Origin of the sequence: Streptomyces sp. NBC_01445 (genome assembly GCF_035918235.1) — a bacterium.
GTDB lineage: Bacteria > Actinomycetota > Actinomycetes > Streptomycetales > Streptomycetaceae > Streptomyces.
On the sequence record NZ_CP109485.1, the window covers coordinates 3158570 to 3180711 of the forward strand.

The 22142-nt window shown below is 68.1% G+C and carries 16 protein-coding genes; 3 read left to right on the forward strand and 13 right to left on the reverse strand.

Annotated features, from left to right (window positions below):
• Positions 1–66: 66 nt before the first annotated feature.
• Entirely contained in the window at positions 67–1026 is a 960-nt protein-coding gene (locus OG574_RS14475; RefSeq protein WP_326773576.1) for a CDP-alcohol phosphatidyltransferase family protein, read from the reverse strand.
• A gap of 387 nt (positions 1027–1413) precedes the next feature.
• Here OG574_RS14475 and OG574_RS14480 point away from each other — a divergent pair, with 387 nt between their 5' ends.
• Both OG574_RS14480 and OG574_RS14485 read left to right on the forward strand, forming a co-directional pair.
• Positions 1414–2511 (forward strand): DegT/DnrJ/EryC1/StrS family aminotransferase, encoded by a 1098-nt coding sequence (locus tag OG574_RS14480; protein WP_326773577.1) that lies wholly within the window; start codon positions 1414–1416, stop codon positions 2509–2511.
• A gap of 41 nt (positions 2512–2552) precedes the next feature.
• Positions 2553–3545 carry a Gfo/Idh/MocA family oxidoreductase gene (locus OG574_RS14485; RefSeq protein WP_326778484.1) on the forward strand — a complete coding sequence of 331 codons (993 nt, stop codon included), beginning with the start codon at positions 2553–2555 and terminating at the stop codon, positions 3543–3545.
• 9 nt (positions 3546–3554) lie between these two features.
• On the opposite strand, the gene OG574_RS14490 is transcribed toward OG574_RS14485, so the two are convergent.
• The gene (locus OG574_RS14490; RefSeq protein WP_165914600.1) at positions 3555–3947 is read right to left on the reverse strand and encodes a GtrA family protein; all 393 of its coding nucleotides are present in this window, start codon (positions 3945–3947) and stop codon (positions 3555–3557) included.
• Between the two features lie 156 nt (positions 3948–4103).
• On the opposite strand from OG574_RS14490, the gene OG574_RS14495 reads away from it, so the two are divergent.
• A complete protein-coding gene (locus OG574_RS14495; RefSeq protein ID WP_326773578.1) occupies positions 4104–5063 on the forward strand; it encodes a glycosyltransferase family 2 protein in 960 nt (319 codons plus the stop codon).
• Between the two features lie 37 nt (positions 5064–5100).
• Here the strand turns inward: OG574_RS14495 and OG574_RS14500 are convergent, their stop codons facing one another.
• The 11 genes from OG574_RS14500 to OG574_RS14550 all read right to left on the reverse strand — a co-directional run bounded on the left by OG574_RS14500 (position 5101) and on the right by OG574_RS14550 (position 22137).
• The gene (locus OG574_RS14500) at positions 5101–5724 is read right to left on the reverse strand and encodes an acyltransferase (RefSeq protein WP_326773579.1); all 624 of its coding nucleotides are present in this window, start codon (positions 5722–5724) and stop codon (positions 5101–5103) included.
• A 61-nt stretch (positions 5725–5785) separates the two neighbouring features.
• Positions 5786–6235, reverse strand: a complete 450-nt coding sequence (locus OG574_RS14505) for a hypothetical protein (RefSeq protein WP_326773580.1) — start codon at positions 6233–6235, stop codon at positions 5786–5788.
• Positions 6236–6283: 48 nt separating this feature from the next.
• Complete coding sequence (locus tag OG574_RS14510; RefSeq protein WP_326773581.1) at positions 6284–8410, reverse strand: N,N-dimethylformamidase beta subunit family domain-containing protein; 2127 nt, start codon at positions 8408–8410, stop codon at positions 6284–6286.
• On the reverse strand, positions 8352–9725 hold the full coding sequence (locus tag OG574_RS14515) for a hypothetical protein (RefSeq protein ID WP_326773582.1): 1374 nt from the start codon (positions 9723–9725) through the stop codon (positions 8352–8354). Before OG574_RS14515 ends, OG574_RS14510 begins: the two co-directional genes overlap by 59 nt.
• A 223-nt stretch (positions 9726–9948) precedes the next feature.
• The gene (locus OG574_RS14520; RefSeq protein ID WP_326773583.1) at positions 9949–11511 is read right to left on the reverse strand and encodes a hypothetical protein; all 1563 of its coding nucleotides are present in this window, start codon (positions 11509–11511) and stop codon (positions 9949–9951) included.
• An 86-nt stretch (positions 11512–11597) separates the two neighbouring features.
• Positions 11598–13841, reverse strand: a complete 2244-nt coding sequence (locus OG574_RS14525; protein WP_326773584.1) for a bifunctional glycosyltransferase/CDP-glycerol:glycerophosphate glycerophosphotransferase — start codon at positions 13839–13841, stop codon at positions 11598–11600.
• 47 nt (positions 13842–13888) lie between these two features.
• Entirely contained in the window at positions 13889–16117 is a 2229-nt protein-coding gene (locus OG574_RS14530) for a bifunctional glycosyltransferase/CDP-glycerol:glycerophosphate glycerophosphotransferase (protein WP_326773585.1), read from the reverse strand.
• A 22-nt stretch (positions 16118–16139) separates the two neighbouring features.
• Positions 16140–18392 (reverse strand): bifunctional glycosyltransferase/CDP-glycerol:glycerophosphate glycerophosphotransferase, encoded by a 2253-nt coding sequence (locus tag OG574_RS14535; protein ID WP_326773586.1) that lies wholly within the window; start codon positions 18390–18392, stop codon positions 16140–16142.
• Between the two features lie 480 nt (positions 18393–18872).
• Positions 18873–20087: a macrolide-inactivating glycosyltransferase gene (mgt, locus tag OG574_RS14540; protein ID WP_326773587.1), complete on the reverse strand. Its 1215-nt coding sequence runs from the start codon at positions 20085–20087 to the stop codon at positions 18873–18875.
• A gap of 43 nt (positions 20088–20130) precedes the next feature.
• On the reverse strand, positions 20131–20586 hold the full coding sequence (locus OG574_RS14545; protein WP_326773588.1) for a MaoC family dehydratase: 456 nt from the start codon (positions 20584–20586) through the stop codon (positions 20131–20133).
• Positions 20587–20649: 63 nt separating this feature from the next.
• Positions 20650–22137 (reverse strand): acyl-CoA synthetase, encoded by a 1488-nt coding sequence (locus OG574_RS14550; protein WP_326773589.1) that lies wholly within the window; start codon positions 22135–22137, stop codon positions 20650–20652.
• Positions 22138–22142: the final 5 nt, after the last annotated feature.

A 22142-nucleotide genomic window follows, 5' to 3' on the forward strand; every position in this document is an offset into this window, starting at 1 on the left:
TCGGGGGTGCCCCGCGGGACCGTCAGGTCCGGCGGGGCACCACCGCACGTTCGAGCGCCCTCACGTTCAGGCCGCGGCGGTTCGCCGGCCTCGCTCCGCGAACGAGTCGATCGTGCGCGTGAAGTCGCGGGTCGACAGCAACAGCTTGTAGATGATGGCGAGTTCGAAGACGAGCAGAAGCGCTCCGGACACGATCGTCGCCCACAGGACCTGGTCGATCAGCGGGCCGATCATGAAGACGCCCATCTGGAACTCGATCCCGCTGATCAGATGCGTACGGATGCGGTGACGCAGAAGGAACGAGCGCAACCGCAGGTATACGGGGAAGCGGCTCCTGAACTCCTGGTGCAGGTCGACCACTTGGGGCGCGGGCTGCGGTGCGGCCTCCGCGATCCCCTGAGCCGAGCGCGCCTTCTGGAGGTCCTGCTCGATGTCCGCTTCGGGGTTGTCGCGGAGGAGGTCCTCCATGAAGGCCAGCTCGGCCTCGTTCTCGGCGCGCCGCGCCTCCTTGACCCGCTCCTTGATCTGCTTGCGCATGGAGTGGCGGATCTTGAAGATCTCCAGGGAGTTGATGTAGCGCAGGGTGTCGAGGCCGACGACGGCCAGGGCGAGCCAGATGTAGAGCTCGTCATCGGTGCGTTCGTACTGGCCCGCCATGAGCGCGACCCCGCACACCATGACGCGGATGCGGTCGAAGACGAAGTCCAGCCAGGCGCCGAAGACCGACCCCTGGCCGGTGAGCCGGGCGACCTTGCCGTCCATGCAGTCGAGGATGAAGGACAGGTGGTAGACGACGGCGCCGGCGATGAGCCACCGCCAGTCGCCCAGCCAGAAGCAGACGGCGGAGCCGAGGCCCAGGGCGAAGGCACCCCAGGTGATCTGGTTCGGGGTGATCCTCGTACGCATCGCCGTCAGCCGCACGAGCGGCGTGGCGACCGGGTCGACGAGGAGCACGGTCCACCACGCGTCCCGTTTCTTCTGGGTGATGCGGCGCACCTCGTCGAGGGGCGGTATGTCTCGGCGCATGGCTGGTCAACTTCCTGGCGTTCGACGTGAGTTCATCTCACGCTAGAAAGCCCTTCACGCGAGGTTCAAGTAGCGCAGAGTGCAACCTTTGGCCGGGGGTAACGGTCGAACTCCATGGCCAAGTCAATGACTTCGCCACGAACCACCTGCGTTACCCGAGCGTTATGAAATGACCTGACCGTTACCCAAAACGCGCGATCACTTCACGCCTCCCGTGGAACCAGGCCGCCGGCCACGTGGCCGAGACGGCGAGCACCTCATGCGGGCAAATCACCTCATCCTACGCATACTGCCTTCCGGGTTGATTGGTGGTGCCATCAGAAACCCCTGACACGGAACTGCGGTTAAAGGCAGGCCGACTCCCTCGCTCTCGAACGGAGACTGCCCGTGTGCGGGTCCAGCCTGCCCATCCCAGCCGCCCGGCCCGTGATCGGCGAAGCCGAGATCGAAGCCGCCGTACGCGTCCTGCGTAGCGGCCATGTCACCCAGGGCCCGGAGGTGGCCGCCTTCGAGGAGGAGTTCTCCGAGCTGGTCGCCGACCGTAGCTGTGTAGCGGTCAACTCCGGCACCTCCGCGCTGCAGCTGAGCCTCATGGCGCTCGGCATCGGAGCGGGCGACGAGGTGGTGGTGCCCTCTTTCTCGTTCGCCGCCACCGCCAACGCGGTACGCCTGGTGGGCGCCGAACCCGTCTTCGCCGACATCACGCCCGGCACCTACTGCCTCGATCCGCTCGCCGCGGCGGCTGCGATCGGCCCGCGAACCGCGGCGCTGATGCCGGTGCATCTGTACGGACATCCCGCCGCCATGGACCACCTGATGCCGCTCGCCGCGCGCCATGGCCTCGCCGTCGTCGAGGACGCCTGCCAGGCGCACGGCGCCGCCCTGCACGGTCAGCCCGTCGGAACCTTTGGGCAGGCCGGATGCTTCAGCTTCTACCCGACGAAGAACATGCACGCGCTCGAAGGCGGCATGATCACCACCGCCGATCCCGAACTGGCCCGCATCCTCAGACTGCTCAGGAACCAGGGCATGGAACAGCGGTACGAGAACGAGATCGTCGGCGCCAACATGCGGATGACCGACGTCGCGGCGGCCGTCGGCCGTGCGCAGCTGAAGCAGTTGCCTGCGTGGACCGACCAGCGGCGGGCCAACGCCAAGGTGCTCGACTCCCTTATCGAGGGGCTGTCCGTGCCGCAGGTGGCCGATGGCGCCCGGCACGTCTACCACCAGTACACCGTCGCCGTCCCCGACGGCCGCAGGGACGCCGTGCAGCGGGAACTGGCGCGGCAGGGCATCGGCAGCGCGGTGTACTACCCGACGCCGATCCACCGTCTGAAGCCGTACCACGACCCGGCCGGCCCTCCCTTGCCCGAGACCGACCGCGCTGCCGCCGCGGTGCTCTCGTTGCCGGTCCACCCGACCCTCGGGCAGGGCGAGCTGGAGCGCGTCGCCCGGGCCGTGAGCGTCGCCGGAGGTGCCCGGTGAGCAAGCAGACCCTGCGCGCGGGACTTGTCGGTCTGGGTGCGATGGGACGCAACCACGCCCGGGTGCTGTCGTCGCTCGACGGCGTCGGACTCGTCGGCGTCATGGACCCGGCGGGAGACGCCACGGGCGCAGCACGTGGCGTCCCGGTCGTCGCCACCCTGCCTGAACTGCTCGCGCTCGGCCTCGACTACGCCGTGGTCGCCTGCCCCACCGCGCTGCACGAGGAGATCGGCCTCGCCCTGGCCGCGGACGGCGTGTGCGCGCTGATCGAGAAGCCGCTCGCCCACTCCGCGGCTGCGGCCCGACGACTGGTCGATGCCTTCGACAGGGCCGGTCTGATCGCCGGGGTCGGGCACATCGAGCGCTTCAACCCGGCGTTGCAGAGCCTGCGTTCGCGCCTGGAGGCGGGCGAGCTGGGTGAGATGTTCCAGGTGGTCACGCGGCGGCAGGGGCCTTTCCCGCAGCGCATCGCGGACGTGGGCGTCGTCAAGGACCTGGCGACCCACGACATCGATCTCACCAGCTGGGTGACGGGGTGTCACTACGCTTCCCTGGCGGCCCGCACGCTCTCCAAGAGCGGCCGCCCGCACGAGGACATGGTCGCGGTCGTCGGTGAACTCACCAACGGCACCATGGTCAGCCACCTCGTGAACTGGCTGAGCCCGCTCAAAGAGCGCTTCACGGCGGTGACCGGCGAGCACGGCTGCTTCATCGCGGACACCCTCACCGCGGACCTCACCTTCCATGCCAACGGCGCCGTCGCCACGGAGTGGGAAGCGCTGAGCACCTTCCGCGGAGCCGCCGAGGGCGACATGGTCCGGTACGCCATCCCCAAGCGTGAGCCGCTGTTCGTCGAGCACGAGCGGTTCCGCGACGCCGTGGAAGGCAAGGGCACGGACATCGTCACCCTCGAGCAGGGGCTGAGGACGGTCGAGGTCGCCGAGGCGGTCCTCGACTCGGCACGGCGGAAGACGGATCTGCCGCTGCAGAGCCCGCACTCGCGGAATCTGGCGGCGGTCACCCAGCGGTCGTGAGGTGCCCGGTCACGGCAGTCGGGTCGGCTCGGGCCTGCCCGGACTGCCGTGGCTTCGCACACCGGGCGACCTGAAGACCCACCACCGAAATGCGCCGTAATTCACCACCGCATTGACGATGGTCGACGTGGTCTTCGCCGCCACATAGGGCAGCCCCAGAGCTGTCAACCCGGTGACCGTCGCCACAGTTGCACTGTAATTCAGCCCGACGAGCACAAGATATTTGGCAAAGGCCGGTCCTGCCAGTGCGCCGCTGCGAAATACAAAGGACCTGTTGAGGCCGAAATTGACCGCCAGCACGGTCACGAACGCCAGCGAGGTGGCCGCGGCCAACGGCATACGAAGTCCGCCGTGCAGCAGGACCAGCGTCCCGACATCGATCAGGTAGCACAGCCCTCCCACAAGGAGGAACCTTGTCGTATCAGCCGAGGAAAAGCGGCAAACGGTGTCCCACAGTTTCCGTACGATTTCTGGTACCTTCCCCCGTGCTCCAGCCCATCGTCGCAGACGGGCTCCAGTTGAAGAACCGTGAGAGGTTTTTTCTCCGTGTATCGAAATATGAAAGTCGCGGTTGTGGTGCCGGCGTACAACGAGGAAAAGTTGATCGCCCGGACGATCAACACCACGCCCGATTTCGTCGACCATATCGTGGTGATCGACGACGCCAGCAGTGACTCGACGGCCGTCGAGGCGATCGACGCCGGCGACCCGCGGGTGGTTCTCATCCAGCACGAGAGAAACACCGGAGTCGGTGGAGCTGTCTGCGACGGGCACAAGGAGGCACTGCGGCTGGGGTGTGACGTCTCGGTGGTCATGGCGGGCGACGGGCAAATGGACCCGGCCTATCTTCCCGCCCTGCTGGCTCCGATCTGTGACGGGACCGCTCTCTTCACAAAGGCGAACCGCTTCTACTCGCGCGACTCCTACCGCGGCATGCCGAAACACCGGATTCTCGGCAACGTCATCCTCTCTTTCCTGACCAAGCTGGCATCCGGGTACTGGCACCTGTTCGACCCCCAGAACGGGTACACCGCGATCCACCGGGCGGCGCTGGAACGGTTGAACCTCGACCGCGTGGCCAAGGACTACTCATTCGAGAACGACCTGCTGATCAATCTGAACATCCTCCGGATCCCGGCCTGCGACGTCCCGATTCCCGCGGTCTACGGGGATGAGGTGTCAACCATGCGGATGCACAAGGTCATTCCGGCATTGATTGGCCAGCTGGCTCGCGGGTCCGGACGACGCGTCGTCCTGAAGTACGTCGTCTTCTCCTTCTCGCCGATCGCTCTTCTGCTCCTGGCGGGACTGTTCCTGATCGCCTTCGGCAGCGCGGCAAGCACGTGGGTACTGGTCCACACGCTCGGGCCTGCGAGCGCCAGCGCAGGAAGTGTCCTGCTGGCAACCCTGCCTATCCTCACCGGAATTCACTTTCTCGTCGGCGCCCTCATGCTCGATATCCAGGAGAGCCCGGACCGCCCAGCCGCCACCGCCGCCGGGATCGGAGGCTCCGGATGAAGTCCGCCGCAGCCGGACCCAAGGCGACGTTCTCGCATCAGACCTCCGTGAGAACGCCGTCGTTCTCGACGTGCAGGACGCCGGTGCCCGGGCATTCCCACATCCCGGTCGAGCCGGGGACCTCGCTGAGCCGCAGGCCCGCACGCCCCACCCAGCCGATGTGACGGGCCGGGACGCCGGCGACAAGGGCGAAGTCCGGCACGTCCCGTGTGACCACGGCACCGGCGGCCACCATCGCCCAGCGGCCGACGCGGACCGGAGCCACGCAGACCGATCGCGCGCCGAGCGACGCGCCCTCGGCGACCGTGACCCCCACGGGCTCCCAGTCGGCACCTCTCTTGGGCCGCCCTTCGGGGTCGACCGAGCGCGGGTTGTGGTCGTTGGTCAGCACGACCGCGGGACCGACGAAGACACCGTGGCCGAGCTCCGCCGGCTCGTAGACCAGGGCATGGTTCTGAATCTTGACCCCGTCGCCGATCCGGACTCCGGGGCCGACATAGGCGCCCCGCCCCACCACGCAGTTGTCGCCCAGCACGGCCGCCTCACGGATCTGGGCGAGCTCCCACACGGCGGTGCCGGGGCCCACCGCGGCCGACTCGTCGACCTGGGCCCCGGCTGCGATCCGAACCGGAGCGAGCGGCGCTTCACTGTTCTGCATCATGTGTTGTGGAACGACCCAAGGGGTGTGTGGGTTCGGGGACTTGGCCCGTTCTTCTTCTCCCCTACCAGCCTGCCGGCTCTTCGCCGCAAACAGGGCCGAGGGTGATGCAGGCGGTCCCAGCCTCTTCGCACACATGCAGGGTGAAACAGTGCTGGATGGCGCCATAGAAGTAGCCGGTAGCGGTCTCCCCTGCCTTCACCGTTTCCGTGACCCTGCCTGATTCAGGCCCCCCGGTCGTATCCACGTACCACACCGTGTAGGTCATCGGCCGGGCGCCGCCATTTGTGATGACGTACTGGAGGCCGGTTACGTCCTGGACTTCTCGTGCCGTGACGCAGACCTTCGTGCTGCCCAGATTTCCGCAGGTGCTGGTCGCCTGCCGTTTCCCTTTCGCGGTAGCCGGCGGTTCCTCTTGCCCGGACTCCGCACCAGCAGTCGAGGCGGGAAGGCCCAGCGCAATCACCGTGGCCGCGGCGCCGACCAGTACGGTGCGACGCGAGGTCTCCTTCATGTTCTCTCCTCTCCCCGTCGTCGGTACCTGATCTCGTAAGTCAGGACACTAGGCCACCGCTTTCGCGAAAACGTTCAGCAGGATCTTCTGGATCGCGGTGTCGAACGGAATGCTGCCGGTGAAGGACAGGGAGCCGACCGTGAACACCCAGCCCTTGGGGGAAACGGGCGGCACGTAGAGCATTTCGGCCCCGCCCGAACTATTGAGCCCTTCCGCGATCAGTACGGATCCGGGCACGGCGGCCTGTCGACGGTCGACCTCCCAGCCGCTGGCGGCGATGTCGTAGGAGACGCTGCCAATGGCGTCTCCCACGTTCAGACCGGTTCCCGCCGTAAAAGGATTGTTAGCGGTGTCGCGCACCTCGTACGGAGCGAAGGACATATACGTCGGTGGGAAGTGCGATACGCCCAGGATCTGCGATTCGGACTGTCCGGAATCTGCGAAAACATCTCGTGAGCCGTTGGGCCGTCGAAAAATGACCGCGTTACCGTCCGGCGTGTACTGCATCCGTTCGTAGATTCCGTTCCCGCCCAGGTAGATGATGCGGCCGCCGTTGTTCTGGAAGTCAGCAATGTTGTCACGCGCGGTTTGCGTGAAATACTCGGGATGGGTGGTCAGCACCAGCGCCTTGTAATTTCCGCCCTGCGCGGGTGTCCGCAGCCAGCCGGCACCCGTCGCATGCAGGTCGTTGTCCGCGTAGCAGTCGTACTGGATGCCCTGTGAGCTCATCCATCGAAACAGCAGCAGGTCACTGTAGAGGAGGTGGTCGATGATTCCGGTCGCGGTCACATAGGAGTTGTCCCACGAGGTTCCCATATTGGGGCGCTGCAGGGTGACGGTCCGCTGCGCACCGGATTGGCCGGTCGTATATTGATTGTGCCCGCCCCAGAAATTGTAGGCGTTATAAGTATTGGTCGGCACCAGGACGGCGATCTGTCGCTGTGGCGTTGAGGGCCGCACGACGAACATCACGTTGTGTTCTTTACCCTGAGGTGATTTCAATTGTGATGCGTATACGCCCGAAGGCCAGCTCGCCCCGGACCCCACAGATACCGAGAAGGACGGATTCCACCCGCACCCTGCGCTGTGATATCCGCTCTGCAGCAGCTGGAACTGCCCGGTTCGAGTAGCGGGCGGTGTGACGGTGACGGGGCCACCGGGGGCAGGAGCGAGGCGAACGGTGGACGACGTGTACGAAGGGAACGTCGTGGAGACGTGGATGCCGAGACTCGTGCCCTGCCGAGTGGACAGTGACGTCGGGTAGCCCTGCAACGCCGCGGAATTCTCGCGGGTGAAACCCGAGCCGACCACAGCGCCGGAACCGCTGGCCCATTGAACGCCGCTGGTATCGACGGTCTCGGAGTTGAGCAGGCGATACCACTGGAGTTGATTGTCGGGGCCCGGCGGGTTGGCGGTGCTCGTGTTGATCTTGTACACGGCACCGGAACCATTGGAGAAAAGCCCCCTCTCGAACGGCCCCAAAATTGTGGTGTCAACAGGCGCGCCACCGTTCGCCCAGTTGAACGTTCCAGTCGAGCTGAGATAGCGGAACCAGCTGAGCGCGCTGCCGTGCCGCGTTCCAAAAATAACGCCGTTCGGGTCGGCGAACAGTTGGGTGTAGGGCTGCCATTTCGAGCCGATCTTGGCACCCGAATTCGCCGCCCAGCTGAAGGAGCCGTTGGTGCCGGTATATTTGTACCAACGCAGGTCCCCGTTGCCGTCCTGCGCGTAGAGGACGTTCCCCCACCCGCCGATGACACGCGGGAAGTTCCACTGGGTACCGATACGACTGCCGCTTGCCGAGTGCCAGCTCCCGGCGCCGGTGCCGAGGTTGGACAGGATATATCGGTACCAAATAAGGTCCCCGTTGGGCAGGAACGCGAAGATCTGTCCATCGGCGGCGGCCAGGACGAAACGGAATTTCTGCCATCCGGTGCCGATGAGTCGAGGGGCGCCAGAATTTGCCCAGGAGGCGGGGGTGCCCGTCGTCCAATTGATATGCCGATACCAATACAGGTTTCCGTCGGCCTGAATCGCGTAGATGATTCCGTTTCCGCCGGGAACCAAGCTCAAGAACCGCTGTTGAGGGTCATAGGCCATGTCTTTCGATGCCCTTTCAGATAAACCGCCGTGGGCATGGTCGTGCGTTACTGGTCCACGTGCAAGAATCGACACGATCCAATCGGGCCGAGGCCCATAGGGCGGGGAACAGCGACAGGCAGAGCACGCCGATGAAGAGTGGCGCTGCCATGTAGCGGAAGCACGGCGCGGGATTAGCTGCGAGCACGGTGAGCTGCACGCCGAGGGTGACGCCCGCCAGGGCGAGCAGGGGACGGCAGCGGCGGACCCGGGCGAGCAGGGCGACGAGCGCGTAGGTGGCGTAGCACCAGGTGGCGCCACGCCAGAAGAGCCACTCGAGCTGGGGGACGCGGAAGGCGGAGCGGCCGAAGGTGGCCGCGTGGTTGAGGGTCTGGGACAGCGGCCGGGCCGTGAGCACCGGTCGGTACGGGCTGTCCTGGATCGAGCGGAATCCCCACAGGTCTGCGGGGATCGATGTGCCGTACGTCCATGTCCTGGCGTTCTTGCTCCGCGGTCCGGGGAAGACGGCCCAGGCAATGTGCGCTCGGCACAGCCGCGCGTCGAAGATCTGCTGAGGGGACGTGCGCAGGACCCGCCACCACAACCGCACCAGCGGTTCGGCGAGCCGGTCGGCCGCGGCCCGGTTCAGCGAAGGACTGTAGTAGAGCACGTCGGACACATAGCAGTTGGTGCCGGCGCCCTGCCAGGTCGAAAGCGGCGCCACCCCGGCCATGAGCCGCAGATCATCCGCGGTGAACAGGCCCGGCGCCTGCGCATAGGTCACCGCCAGGTCGGCGTAGTGCAAGTTGTAGATGAATGCCTTGCTCGGCTGCTCGACGCCGGCCGCCGGATAGACAACGAGCATGAGCAGCAGCGTCAGGGATGTGGTGGCGGCAGCGAGGCCGGCGATCATGCGCCGGGCTCCGGGCAGCGCCAGGAGCAGGACCAGTGACGCGATCACGGACATCGGGAAGCCGTTGTTGCGGAAGAGGTCGACGCCCAGGAGCCCGGCGCACAGCAGCAAGAGCTCCGAGCTGTGCAGATGCCCGTTCCACGTGCCGTTCGAGCGCCTGCCCAGGAGCCGTACCGACACTGCGAACACCAGCACCGCACAGATCGTGAACGGCACGTCCTTCCAGACGAAGACGGTGAAGGACCCGAGCGGTGGAGCCGCCGCGCAGGCCACCGCGGCCGGTGCGCTCCATCGCCCCCGTACACCCAGAGTCCGCAGGCTCGCGCACGTGTAGCCGAGTACCGCGGACATCGCGATCGTCTGCAGCAGCGTCAGCGCAGCGAGGTCCCCCGTGATGCCGAGGGTCAGCCGGACCAGCGCGTTGTAGAGCACCGAGTGGTCCGAGCGCCAGTGGCCGGTGGTGACCTGCCACGTGTAGACGACCGAGTCCATGCTCATCAGCCCCGGGTAGAAGGCCGCCCACCACAGCAGGTGGCAGGCCTGGCACGAGAGGAAGACAGCCAGCGGCAACCGTAGTTCCGGAGGTACGCGCGACGAGAGGGCCCGGGCCTTCGTGGCCGTCTTCACATCGGACCGGCCGGAACGGACTTGTTGTGGGGGATGGACGGAGATCTCCTGGGCGTTCGGGACACCGAGCAGTTTCAGCTGCTCCGTGCGCTTGTCACGGGATGTACTCCACGTTCTTCGGTGAGGTGGGTGAGGTCGCTGCGGTGGTGGACGGTGTCGCTCGGGACGCCGGGGGCGGGACGACGGGGCGTCCGGCACCGCGCAGCGCGGGAATGAGTGACAGGCAGAGCACGCCGATGAACATGGGGGCCGCCATGTAGCGGAAGCACGGCGAGGGGGTCGCGACGAATACGGTGAGCTGATTGCCGAGGGTGACGCCCGCCAGGGCGAACAGGGGGCGGCAGCCACGGGCCCGGGCGAGCCGGGTGACGAGCACGTAGGTGGCGTAGCACCAGATCGCGCCGCGCCACAGGAGCCACTCCAGCTGGGGAACGCGCGAGGCGGCATACGCGAAGACGCCGACGTCGTGAAGGGCTTGGGACGGGGGCTGGGGCTGGGCCGCCTGCCGGTAGGGGCTCGTCCGCATCTCCGGATACCACTTGTAGAACACCGGGTTCACCCAGTTGAGGGAGTTGTACGTCCTGCCTCCTTGATCCTGCGGCCCGGGGAAGACGGCCCAGGCGATGTGCCCGCGGCAGATCCGCGCGCCCATCACCTTCTGGGGGGCCTTGCGCAGAGTGCGCCACCACAACTGCACGAGGGGTTCGGTGAGTTGATCGGTGACATGCCTGTTCAGCTTCCGGTACAGCGGGTCGGAGGCAAAGCAGGTGGCTCCGGTCGTACGCCAGTCCGAGAGCGGCGCCGCCCGGGCCATCAACCGCAGATCATCCTGGGTGAACAGGCCCGGCGCCTGCGCATAGGTCACCGCCAGGTCGGCGTAGTGGAGGTTGTAGACCAGCGTCTTGGGCGGCTTCTGGATACCGACCGCCGCATAGACCACGAGCATCAGCGTCAGTGTCACGGCGGTGGTGACGGTGACCAGCACGGCGATCATGCGGCGGGCCCCGGGCAGCACCAGAAGAAGGCTCAGGGCGGCGATCACGGCAACGGGGAAGCCGTTGTTGCGGAAGAGGCCGATTCCGAGGAACGCGACGCACAGCAGCAGGAGTTCGGAGCGTCGCAGGTGGCCGTTCCACCTCCCCTGCAACCGCCTGCCCACCAGTCGTACCGTCACGGCGAAGGCCAGCACCGCACAGGTCGTGAACGGCACGTCCTTGCCCACGTAGACGGTGAACACACCGAGCGGTGGAGCCGCCGCGCAGGCCACTGCGGCCGGTGCGCTCCACCGTCCGCGTACGCCGAGTGTGCACAGGCTCGCGCACGTGTAACCGAGTACCGCGGACATCGCGACCGTCTGCAGGAGCGTCAGCGCAGCGAAGCCCCCGTTGCTGTTGAGGGACAGCCAGAGCAGGGAGTTGTAGAGGACCGAGTGATTGGAGATCCAGTGGTCGGTGGTGACCTGCCAGGTGTAGGCGAGCGCGTCGTAGTCGATCAGGCCTGGGTAGAACGCCAGCCACCACAGCAAGTAGCAGGCCTGGCAGGAAAGGTAGACGACGAGCGGCAACCGCAGCGCCGGCGGCACGCGCGACCACAGCTCGTGGGCCCTGGCTGCCGCCGTTGAGGAATGGAGCCGGGAACGGGGCGCTGTGGCTGACATGGCGGAGATCTCCTGGGCGTTCGGACCGGAGCGGCGAGCGGAAGGTGACGGGAAGGACAGGCCGGTGGCCCACGCTGCGGCCCTGGTCATCGTGTGCCGTCCGGGACTGCGGGGTGCGCGGCGCCTCGGAGCTGTCGTGCGTCCTGCTGAGGGATGGCCGACAGGGGGTACTCCTGGCCGAGCATGATCAGGGAGACCACCCGGGCGGCCGCGTGCCCGTCGTCGTACGGACAGAACCGTCGGCGGAAGGTGGCGCGAAGAGCGGCGGAGCGCGCGTCCTGCCATGCCCCGGAGACGAACAGATCCGTCAGCTCTTCGGTGCTGGTGGAGACATGGCCCGGCGGCTCGGCCGGCAGATCGACGTAGGCGCCGCGGGCCGCCCGGTACGCCGCCCAGTCGTCGCCGTGGACGATGATCGGGCGGTCCGTGTTGGCGTAGTCGAACATCAGGGACGAGTAGTCGGTCACCAGGGCGTCGGAGACGAGCATCATGTCCTGTACCGAGGGCTCGTCGGTGACGTCGAGGAGCTGCCCGCGCCGCTGGAGGTCGCGCAGCTGCAGACCACGGATCTCGGCCTTGGTGTCCCTCGGGTGCAGACGGACGAGCAGGGTGACCGCCGGCCCCAGCTCCCTGACCAGGTGCTCGAAGTCGAGCCGCGGCACGTACGACTTGCGGTGGTCGCGCCTGGTCGGGGCGTAGAGCACCACGGCGTTGCCGTCCGGGACACCGAGCCGCTTGCGCAGGGCGACCGTCCGCAACGCGTCCCCCCGCACCAGCACGTCGTTGCGCGGGGCGCCGGTCGGCAGTGAGGTGAAGTGACAGGGATAGGCGCGGTCCCAGATCTGCTGCGCGTACGGACTGGAGACCAGGCTGAAGTCCCAGCGGTCCGCACGCCGGAGCATCGCACGGACATCGACGTGGTACTTCGCGGCCGGGCGGCCGAGCAGGTCGACGCCCATGTGTCCCAGGGGTGTCCCCTGGTGGGTGTGCACATGGATCTGCCCTGGGCGCTTCACCAGGCCGTGTGTCCAGTCGACGTTGTTGACGAAATACGTGGCGCGGCTCATCACCCGGTGGTAACCAGGCGTGTCCGGGGCGACGTGGTCGATGCCTTCCGGGAGCCGCTCCACGTCGTCCGGCCGCACCACCCACACCGGGTGGATGTGCGGGGCCAGCATCCGTGCCACGTCATGGATGGCAGCCGGATCGCCGAGCACACCGCGGTGCCAGAAGGCCGAGTACACGGCGAGATTCGGATCGAGCGGGCGCCGGCGCTGGGTCCCGGCGATGGCTCTGTTGATCCGCCGTGTGGTCGCCTTGCGCACCTCGCTCTTCTTGCGGAGCAATGCGTTGCGCAGCCGCTCAGCCAGCACGCAGGCCTGGAACACGGGGTAGGGGCTGCCGGGGAGCAGGCGCCACTGGGTGCGGTAGGTATCGTCCGGCGGGGTGAAACCGTCCGGCTTGTAGCGCCGGTAGTACCCCACTGTCTCCCGGTAGAAGGCGGCCCGGTCCTCGGGCAGTACTCGCTCGCCGAGCGGCATCGTCGCCAGGAAGTGGTTGATCATCCGCTCGAAGAGGAGCGGCCTCGCCCCGTCCAGTTCCGGGTGTTCGTCGAGAAACGCGAACAACCCCGCGTACTGCGCGAAGATGTCGAAGTGCCTGCGTCCCGGGGTGCGGGTGATCGCGCCACGCCTGCGCTGCAGATACTGGACGCACACCCGGTCGAGACAGGCGATGCGGCGGGCGCACATCAACGCCTGATAGGTGACGGGGGCGTCCTCGTAGAGACCCTGCTGGTAGGTGAATCCGTGGCCGGTGAAGAAGTCACGACGGTATGCCTTGTTCCAGGCGACCAGGAACAGATGCAGATACTGGGGACTGCTCATGATGTCGAACGTGTCCGTGCCCGCGGAGGCGAGCAGATCCGCCGTCATGCTCCTGCCGCCACGGCCCCACCAGTGCGTGCGCACATGGTCGAAGACGAGAACGTCCGGGTCGTCGGTGACGGCGAGCCGCTCGTCGATGGCTCGCAGTGCTCCGGGGGTGTAGCTGTCGTCGCTGTCGAGGAAGAGCAGATACTCGCCGGTGGCGTGGCCGACCCCCGCGTTGCGTGCCCGGCCGAGGCCGACGTTCCGCGGCAGGTGGACCGCGGTGACCCGTGCGTCGCGCGCCGCGTACTCGTCGATGATGTTGCCGCAGTTGTCGGGTGAGCAGTCGTCGACCGCGATGACCTCGATGTCGGTGCAGGACTGCGTCAGGATCGAGTCGAGGCACTCGCGCAGGTAGCCCTGGACCTTGTAGACGGGAACGATGACGCTGAAGCGAGGCACGGGCTCTTCCACGGTCGTGAGGGATGGGGGCGTGCGGTTCGGACGGGTCAGTGATGCGGGACGCGGGCTGCGGCCGGGGCCGGGACGCGCTCGCCCAGCGGAACGACCGGCGGCAGGGCCTCGGCCGGCTCACCGAGCAGCACCCGGCGCACCACCCGCTCTGCGGCAAGCCCGTCGTCGAATTCGCAGAACCGCTCACGAAACGCGCCGCGCAGCCGGGCCGCGGCCTCGCCGTCCCACTCACCGCCGCGGAAGATCCGCGTGAGCTCGTCCTGGGTACGGGCCACCGGACCCGGCGGCGCGGCAAGCAGATCGAAGTAGACGCCCCGTGTCTCCCGGTAGATGTCCCAGTCGTCGGCGTACACGACGATCGGGCGGTCGAGGTTGGCGTAGTCGAACATGATCGACGAGTAGTCCGTGATCAGCACGTCCGCGGCGAGGCACACCTCCTCGGGCGAACGGTGCTCCGTCACGTCGATCAACGCGCCGGAGCGCAGCATCCCTTCGAGGCCTGCGGCCCCCTCGTAGGAGTGGTGGGCCCGCAGCAGCACGACGAACTCCTCGCCGAGCGCCTCGCAGAACGCGACGAGGTCCAGCTGGGGGAGGAAGTCCGTGCGGTAGTCGCGGTAGGTCGGCGCGTAGAGCACCGCGATCCGGTCCTCGGGGACGCCGAGGCAGTGCCGGATCGCGGCCACGTCCTCGGCCGTCGACGTGTAGAACGCGTCATTGCGCGGATAGCCGACGTCCAGACTCTCGTACTCGCCCGGGTAGGCCCGCTCCCAGACCTCGGTGGAGTGGCGGTTCGAGGAGAGGTTGAAGTCCCAGCGGTCCACGCGCTGCAGGAGCTTGCCGAGCGGGCCGGCCGCGGCCGCCGCTGCCGGGAACTCCACCTGGTCCACGCCCATGCGCTTGAGCGGGGTGCCGTGCTGGGTCTGCACATGGACGGTGCCGGGGCGCTTCTTGACCGACATCTCGAAGTTGACGTTGTTGAAGGTGTACTTGGCGGTGGCCATCACCTCCCAGTAGCGGGCGCTTCCGATCACCACGCTCTCGACGTCCTCCGGCATCTGTCGCGCGTGGTTCTCGGTCGACAGAAAGACCGTTCTGATGTGCGGTGCCAGACGCCGCGCCGCCGCGTGGATGGCGGCGGGGTTGCAGGTGTAGCCGCGACCCCAGTACGAGGAGAAGACAGCGAGGTTCTCGTCGACCGGCCGTCTGAGGAAGGCCCCGTACGGGTTGCCGGTCCGCTTCCGCAGTCTCCTGAGGAGCCGTCCGACAGACCGCGCCGCCCTGCCGAGGCAGCGCTTCGTGCCGCGCAGTGCGCGGAATGCCGTGTAGGAGCGGGAAGCCAGCAACACGTGCTGCAGCCCCACGCTGCCTCCTGGCGGGCGGTGGCCCGTGGGGCGATGCTGACGGTAGAGCCGGGCGGCCCTGCGGAAGTACTGTCGCCGCAGCGCGGGCGTCGGCAGCCGTGCGGGCGATGCCGCTGTCTTGAGCACCCCGCACACCAATTGGTGGAAGACCCTGCCGAGCAGCGCCGCGTCCGGCTTCAGCTCCGCCGCCCGGCGCATCACCAGGTCGAACCGGTCGAGCAGATCCATGTGGTGGAGTCCGGGGATCTCGTTCCGGCTGCCTTGGCGGCGCAGCAGATGACGTACGCAGATCCGGTCGAGCAGCGCGATCCGCTCGGCCCGCAGCGCGGCCAGCACGCTCCACACCGTGTCGGTGAACATGCCGGGTACGAAAGCCAGTTCGCGCCGGGACACGAAGTCGCGCCGATAGGCCGCGCTCCATGCGGGCACCAGCACATCGGGCAGCGCGGGGTGCTGCTCCACGGTAAAGGTCCCGGCCGGGGCCCCCTGCCACAGCCGCTCGAGTGTCGCGCCCCAGCTGCCGTCGAACCAGTGCACCCGCTCATGGTCGAAGAGCAGCAGATCGGGCTCTTCGCACTCGGCGAGCCGGGCGTCGAGGACTCCCAGAGCGCCGGGCACCAGCGTGTCGTCGCCGTCGAGGAAGAGCAGGAACTCGCCCTCGGCAACGGCGATCCCGGCATTGCGTGCGCCCGGAAGGCCGTGACCCGGTGGCGAGTGCACCACCTTGATCCGCGGATCGCGGTCCGCGTGTGCGGCCACGATCGAGGCGCACAGCCCTTCCGGGGCGCTGACGACCGCGATCAGTTCGAGGTCGGCGAATGCCTGGCCGAGCACCGAATCAAGACAGTCGGGCAGTCGCCCCGGCCCGTCGTGGGCGGGAACAACAACGCTGAAGCGGGGCAACACACTCTCCTTCGGTGGGCGTTCAAGCAGCGCTGGTGGGCAGGGTCGCGGTTGCCTCCGGTTCCTTCCGCGGGCCGGATGCCGCCGGGGCCTGGGCCGGTTGCCGCTCGTCCAACGGCACGACGGACGGCAGGCCCGCCGTCTCCCCGAGGAGGACATGCCGCACGACCCGCTCGGCGGCGCCCCCGTCGTCGTACGGGCAGAAGCGACTGCGGAATGCGGCCCGCCGCTGGGCGGAGCGCGGGCTGCACCACTCGCCGGTCGCGAAGATGTCGATCAGCTCGTCCTCGCCGGTGGCGACGGCGCCGGGCGGGAAGGACCAGAGGTCGAAGTAGGTGCCGCGGGCCGCCTCGTAGGCCTCCCGGTCGTCGGCGTACACGACGATCGGGCGGTCCAGATTGGCGTAGTCGAACATCAGCGAGGAGTAGTCCGTGACCAGCGCGTCGCTCGCCAGGCAGAGGGATTCGACGCAGGGGTGGTCCGAGACGTCGACCAGTCGGGACGAGTCCCTGCCCACGAGCGGACCGCCGGAGAGGTGGTGGGCGCGGGTGAGCAGTATGAAGCTGGGGCCGAGTGAGCGCAGCATGCGCTCCAGATCGATCACGTGGCGCTGCGTGCGACGGTAGTCCCGGTGTGTCGGGGCGTACAGGATCGCGACCGAATCCCGGGGGATGCCCAGGGTCTCGCGCAGCCGGGCCACGTCCTTGCCGGTGGCGTGCTGGTAGATGTCGTTACGCGGATATCCGTACTCGAGCGTGGTGTAGGCGGCGGGGTAGACCCGCTCCCAGACGAGCGTCGAATGGCGGTTCGCGGACAGGACGTAATCCCACTTGTCGCAGTTGGCGAGCATGCGCCCGACGTCGGTGTCGCCGACTGCGGCGGGCCGGTCGAGCAGGTCGAGGCCCATGTGCTTGAGCGGGGTGCCGTGCTGGGTCTGCAGGAACACCTGGCCCCGGGCCTTGACGAGTCTTCGGTCGAAGTTGACGTTGTTGACCAGGTATTTGGAGCGGGCCAGCGCCGTCCAGTACGCGGCCGAGCCAGGAGTGAGGCGACGGGTGCCCGCCGGGACCGTGTGGTCGTGCGCGGGGCCCGCGATCCAGGCGGTGCGGATACGGGGCGCCACTTCGCGGACCTTCGCCTCGATCGCCGCCGGGTTGCAGCCGTAGCCGCGGCCCCAGTAGGCGGAGAACACGGCGTCGTTCTCGCGCAGTGGAAGGAGCCGTTGGATGCGGTAGTGGATCTGGAGTGCGGCCGCCCTGACGGCACCGTATGCGGCGACGGCGGCGCGGTGGACGTGTCGATGGACGGCTCGTGCGCAGTACAGGGCGAGGTAGCTGCGGTGCGCGCCCAGGCGCACCAGGGCGTGCCGGATTCTGGTGCGCGCGGGGGGAGTCGCGCCCGGGCAGTGGTAGCGGCGGCTGTAGGTGCGGGCCTGGCGCAGAAACGCGGCACGGCTGCCGCGCAGCAGCCGGTCGCGCGCCGTGAACACCGTGCTGAAGTGGTCGAGCATCCGGCGGAAGACGAAGGGGCGCCAGCGCGCCAGTTCGGGGTGCGCGTCCAGGTAGGCGAAGACCCGGTCGTACTGGTCGAAGATCTCGAAATGCCTGCGCCCGGGGGAACAGGTGATCGCTCCCTGTCTGCGCTGCCGGTACCGCACGCAGACCCGGTCGAGCACCGCGATCGAGTTCGCGGTCACCAGCACCGGATAGGTCCAGGAGACGTCCTCGTAGTAGCCGGGGGCGAAGGTGAAGCCCGCGCGCTCCAGGAACTCACGGCGGTAAGCCTTGTTCCAGACGACGTGCAGGACTCTCAGCAGGCCTGGCCTGTCGTCCAGGGTGAACGCCGCCGGGCCCTCCTCGGTGAGCTGGGCCGTGACGACGTTGGGCGCCGTCCTCCCGGTGCAGTACGACCGTACGTAGTCGTAGACCAGGACGTCGGGGGCGTCCGTGTTCTTGAGCCGGTCCGAGATCGCGTGCAGCGCGTCAGGGGTGAGGGAGTCGTCGCTGTCCAGGAAGATCACATACTCGCCGGTGGCGCGTTCGAGCCCGGCGTTGCGGGCTCGGCCGAGACCCGTGTTCTCCGTCAGATGGATGGCGCGCACACGCGGATCCCGGGCCGCGAATTCGTCGATGATCGTTCCACTGCCGTCCGGTGAGCAGTCGTCGATCGCGATGAGCTCAAGATCCGTGAAGGGCTGCTCCAGGACGGATTCAAGGCATTCATGTAGATATGCCTGCACCATGTAAGCGGGGACAATCACACTGAACCGTGGCAATACGAATCCATGGGTCGGCGGCGGCGTATTGCCCGAAAACGACCGATAGCATCCGAAGTTACGCCAAATCTGGCATACGGGGGACTCCTGGGTGATCAGGGGGCGGAACCGCCGCCCCTCCCCGCCGCGAGCGGAGCGATTGGGGGCTACCGTGCTCGGCGCCCTCGCCGGCCACAGGGGCGCCGGCCACGAGGTTGTCGATTTCGACGACGCGGGGCAGCGCGGCCGTCCCGGGATCCGTCGGCGGGTCCGCCGTCCGAGCCCGGGACCGCGCTCCGGCGCGCTGTGGCGCCGCTGGGCAGGGCGTGCCGACGAACGCGATCACCGAGGCTCGGCAGCGGGGACGCACCCATGCTTTGGCGGCGCACGAGGCCGGGCGGCGGGTGCCGGAGCCGGCCGGACGGGAGGTCGCGGAAAGCCTTGCCGGGGGCAGCGGGACGGACCGCCCCCGTCGGTATCCACCAAAAACGTGCGCTCCCTCTACCTTTGGCGGGCACCCGCCCTGTCCGCCGCCGCCTCCACCAGGTCGGCTGCCCGGGCCGTGCCGCCCTCTCCCGCCATCTCCGCCCGGATCTCCTGGAGGCGGCGCGCCACCTCGGGGTCGGACGCCATGGCGAGTACCGCCTCCCTGAGCTTCCCGGGCGTGGCCTCCTCCATCGGTACGTGGCGTGCGACGCCGAGCCCCTGGAGCATGTCGGCGTTGCCGAACTGGTCGACGGCCTGCGGGACCGCGACCATCGGCGTCGCGGTGGCGAGGCCCTCCTGGCTGCCGCCCGCGCCCGCGTGCGTGATGAAGGCGTCGGCCTGCCTGAGGATCGCCAGCTGCGGCACCCAGTGGTGCACCTCGACGTTCGCGGGGACCTCACCGAGCTCCTCCTCGTCGACGAACTTGCCGATCTGGAGCACCACATGCCAGCCGGGCAGGTCACCGAAGGCCTCGATGCAGGCACGGTAGAAGGCGGGCTGCTTGGTGAAGGACGAACCGAGCGAGACGAGGAGGAGCTTCTCCGCGCCGGCCGGGCGCTGCCACTCGCCCTGCGCCGCCCGCTCGCCCTGGCAGGCGCCGACAAAGGTGTAGCGGCTCTCGTCGACCCGGTCGGCGTTCGGCTGGAGCGCCTTGGGGATGAGGACGAGGCAGCGGTCCGGGCGGCCCATGAAGTCCTCGACCGAGAGGTCGATTCCGTTCGACCTGATCCAGCTCTCGAAGTTCTCGTAGAACGCCTTGCCGCGCGGCGTCTGCTTCAGCGGCTCGAACATCGGCTTGCCGACCTCTTCCTCGTATCCCTCCCAGGCCACGAGGTTCGGCGAGAACTGCACGATCGGGACGTTCCAGCGGTGGGCCAGGACGCGGGCGGGGTAGGCGGTGATGTCGTAGAGGACGAGGTCCGGTTCGTCGTCCTCGTAGAGGTCGACGAGCTGCGGCAGCGCCTGGATCGCGTCGGTGAGGAAGGGTTCGAGGTTGTCGACCAGCTCCGTGCCCCACGCGTCCGGGTCGTCGTCGGTGGGCAGCGTCGAGTGCCAGATCTTCGGCTCGGCCCCGGTCTCGGCGACCTTCTCGGCGAACTGTGGCGGGATCGCGTACGTCACGCGGTGCCCGCGGGCGACGAGCTCCCTGATCACCTCGATGCTCGGGTTCACGTGCCCGTGGGCGGCGACGGAGAACATGGCGATATGGGCGTTCCTGGGGACGGACATGACGCCACCGTAAGTGAGACGAGACGTCTCGTGCAATTTCTTTCTACGCGTAGAACCTCGAGACGCTCTGCAGGACGCATGCGGGCTTGGCCGCTCCCTCGATCTCGACGGTGCCGTCGACCGTGATCTGCACGCCGCCCGGCACGTCCTCGACCCCGGCGAGGCGCGCGGCCAGGCGGATACGGGAGCCCGCCGGCACGGGGGCGGGGAAACGGACCTTGTTCAGGCCGTAGTTGACCTTGGTGGTGACTCCTTCGACGTCCAGGAGCTCGGTGAACATCGGGATGAAGAGGGAGAGCGTCAGATATCCGTGCGCGATGGACGCGCCGAAGGGGCCTTCCTTGGCGCGCTCGGGGTCCGTGTGGATCCACTGGTGGTCGTCGGTGGCGTCGGCGAAGGTGCCGATCCGCTCCTGCGTGACGTCGGTCCATTCACTGGAACCCAGGTCGCTTCCGGCGAGCTTCTTCAGTTCGTCCAGGCCGTTGACGGTGATGCCCATGAGGGGCTCCTTCGGTGGGTGTTGATGGGGGTGCGATGCGGGGCGGGGCAGGGCATTCAGGGGTCATGAAGTGCCGTGCAGGCGACGGACGTCGGCCTTGACGAGCTTTCCCGACGCGGTGCGGGGCAGGGCGTCCACGACGACGGCCGACTTGGGGATCTTGTAGGGGGCCAGGATCCCGGACAGCGACGCGAGGACCTCGTGCGGGTCGGGCGCGTGGCCTTCGCGGGCGACGAGGACCGCCCTGCCGACCTCACCCCACTTCTCGTCGGGTACGCCGATGACCGCGCACTCGGCGATGTCCGCGTGGGCGAGCAGGGCGTCCTCGACCTCGGCGGGGTAGATGTTCTCGCCCCCCGAAATGATCATGTCCTTGAAGCGGTCGACGATGGTGACGTAGCCGTCCGCGTCGATCCGGGCCGCGTCCCCCGTCCGGAACCAGCCGTCGGCGAACGCGGCGGCGCTCTCGTCGGGCAGACCCCAGTAGCCGGGCATGACATGAGGCCCGCGCACCAGGACCTCGCCCGTCTCGCCCGGCTCCACCGGCGCGAGATCGGGGCGCGCCACGCGTACGTCGCTGAAGAAGTGCGGCACGCCCGCCGTGCCCGCCTTGCTGACGGCGTGCTCGGCGTCGAGGAAGAGGGTGCCGGGCGCCGCCTCGGTCATCCCGTAGCCCTGCAGGAAGGTGAGGCCGCGGTCCTGGTAGGCCGCGATGAGCGGGGTCGGGACGGGCGAGCCGCCGCAGCTGAGCATCCGCAGCGACGACAGGTCGGCGTCCGGCCAGTTCGGTTGCCGTGTGAGCTGGTCGAACATCGTCGGGACGCCGAACATGAACGTGACCCGGTGGCGCTCGACGAGTTCCAGGGTCGCCGCCGCGTCGAACGAGCCCACCAGGACGCAGCTGCCGCCTTTGAGCAGCACCGGCAGGGTGAGCATGTTCAGGCCGGCGGTGTGGAAGAGCGGCGCCACCACGAGCGCGATCTCGTCGGCGACGAGGTCCTGGTCGACCAGGACGTTGACGGCGTTCCAGGTGAGGTTCCCGTGCGTGAGCATGGCTCCCTTGGGACGGCCCGTCGTCCCGGAGGTGTACATGATGATGGCTACGTCGTCGGGGCCGACCTGCTCGTCGATGGCGAGGGCCGGGGCGGCGGCCAGCAGTTCCTCGTACGCCGGTCCGTCCGCCTCGACGGCGGTGCGGACGCCCGGCAGGTCACCGCTCCGCGCGGCGGCGTGCAGCAGCACCGTGGCGCCGGAGTCCCGTATCTGGAAGGCGAGTTCGGGCTCGGCGAGCCGGGTGTTGAGCGGTACGAAGACCGCGCCGAGGAGCCCGGCGGCGAACAGGGCCTCCAAGAACGAGGGGTGGTTGGGGCCGAGGTAGGCGACCCGGTCTCCGCGCCGGACGCCGAGCGCCCGCAGGGCGTGGGCGAGCCGGGTGGTGCGCTCGTGCAGGGCGGCGTAGGTGACGGCGGCGCCGGCGTGGATCAGTGCGGTGCGGTGCGGGGTCTTGCGGGCCCGGCGTGCGGGCCACGACCCCAGTCCCTCGTTGCGCATGTCCG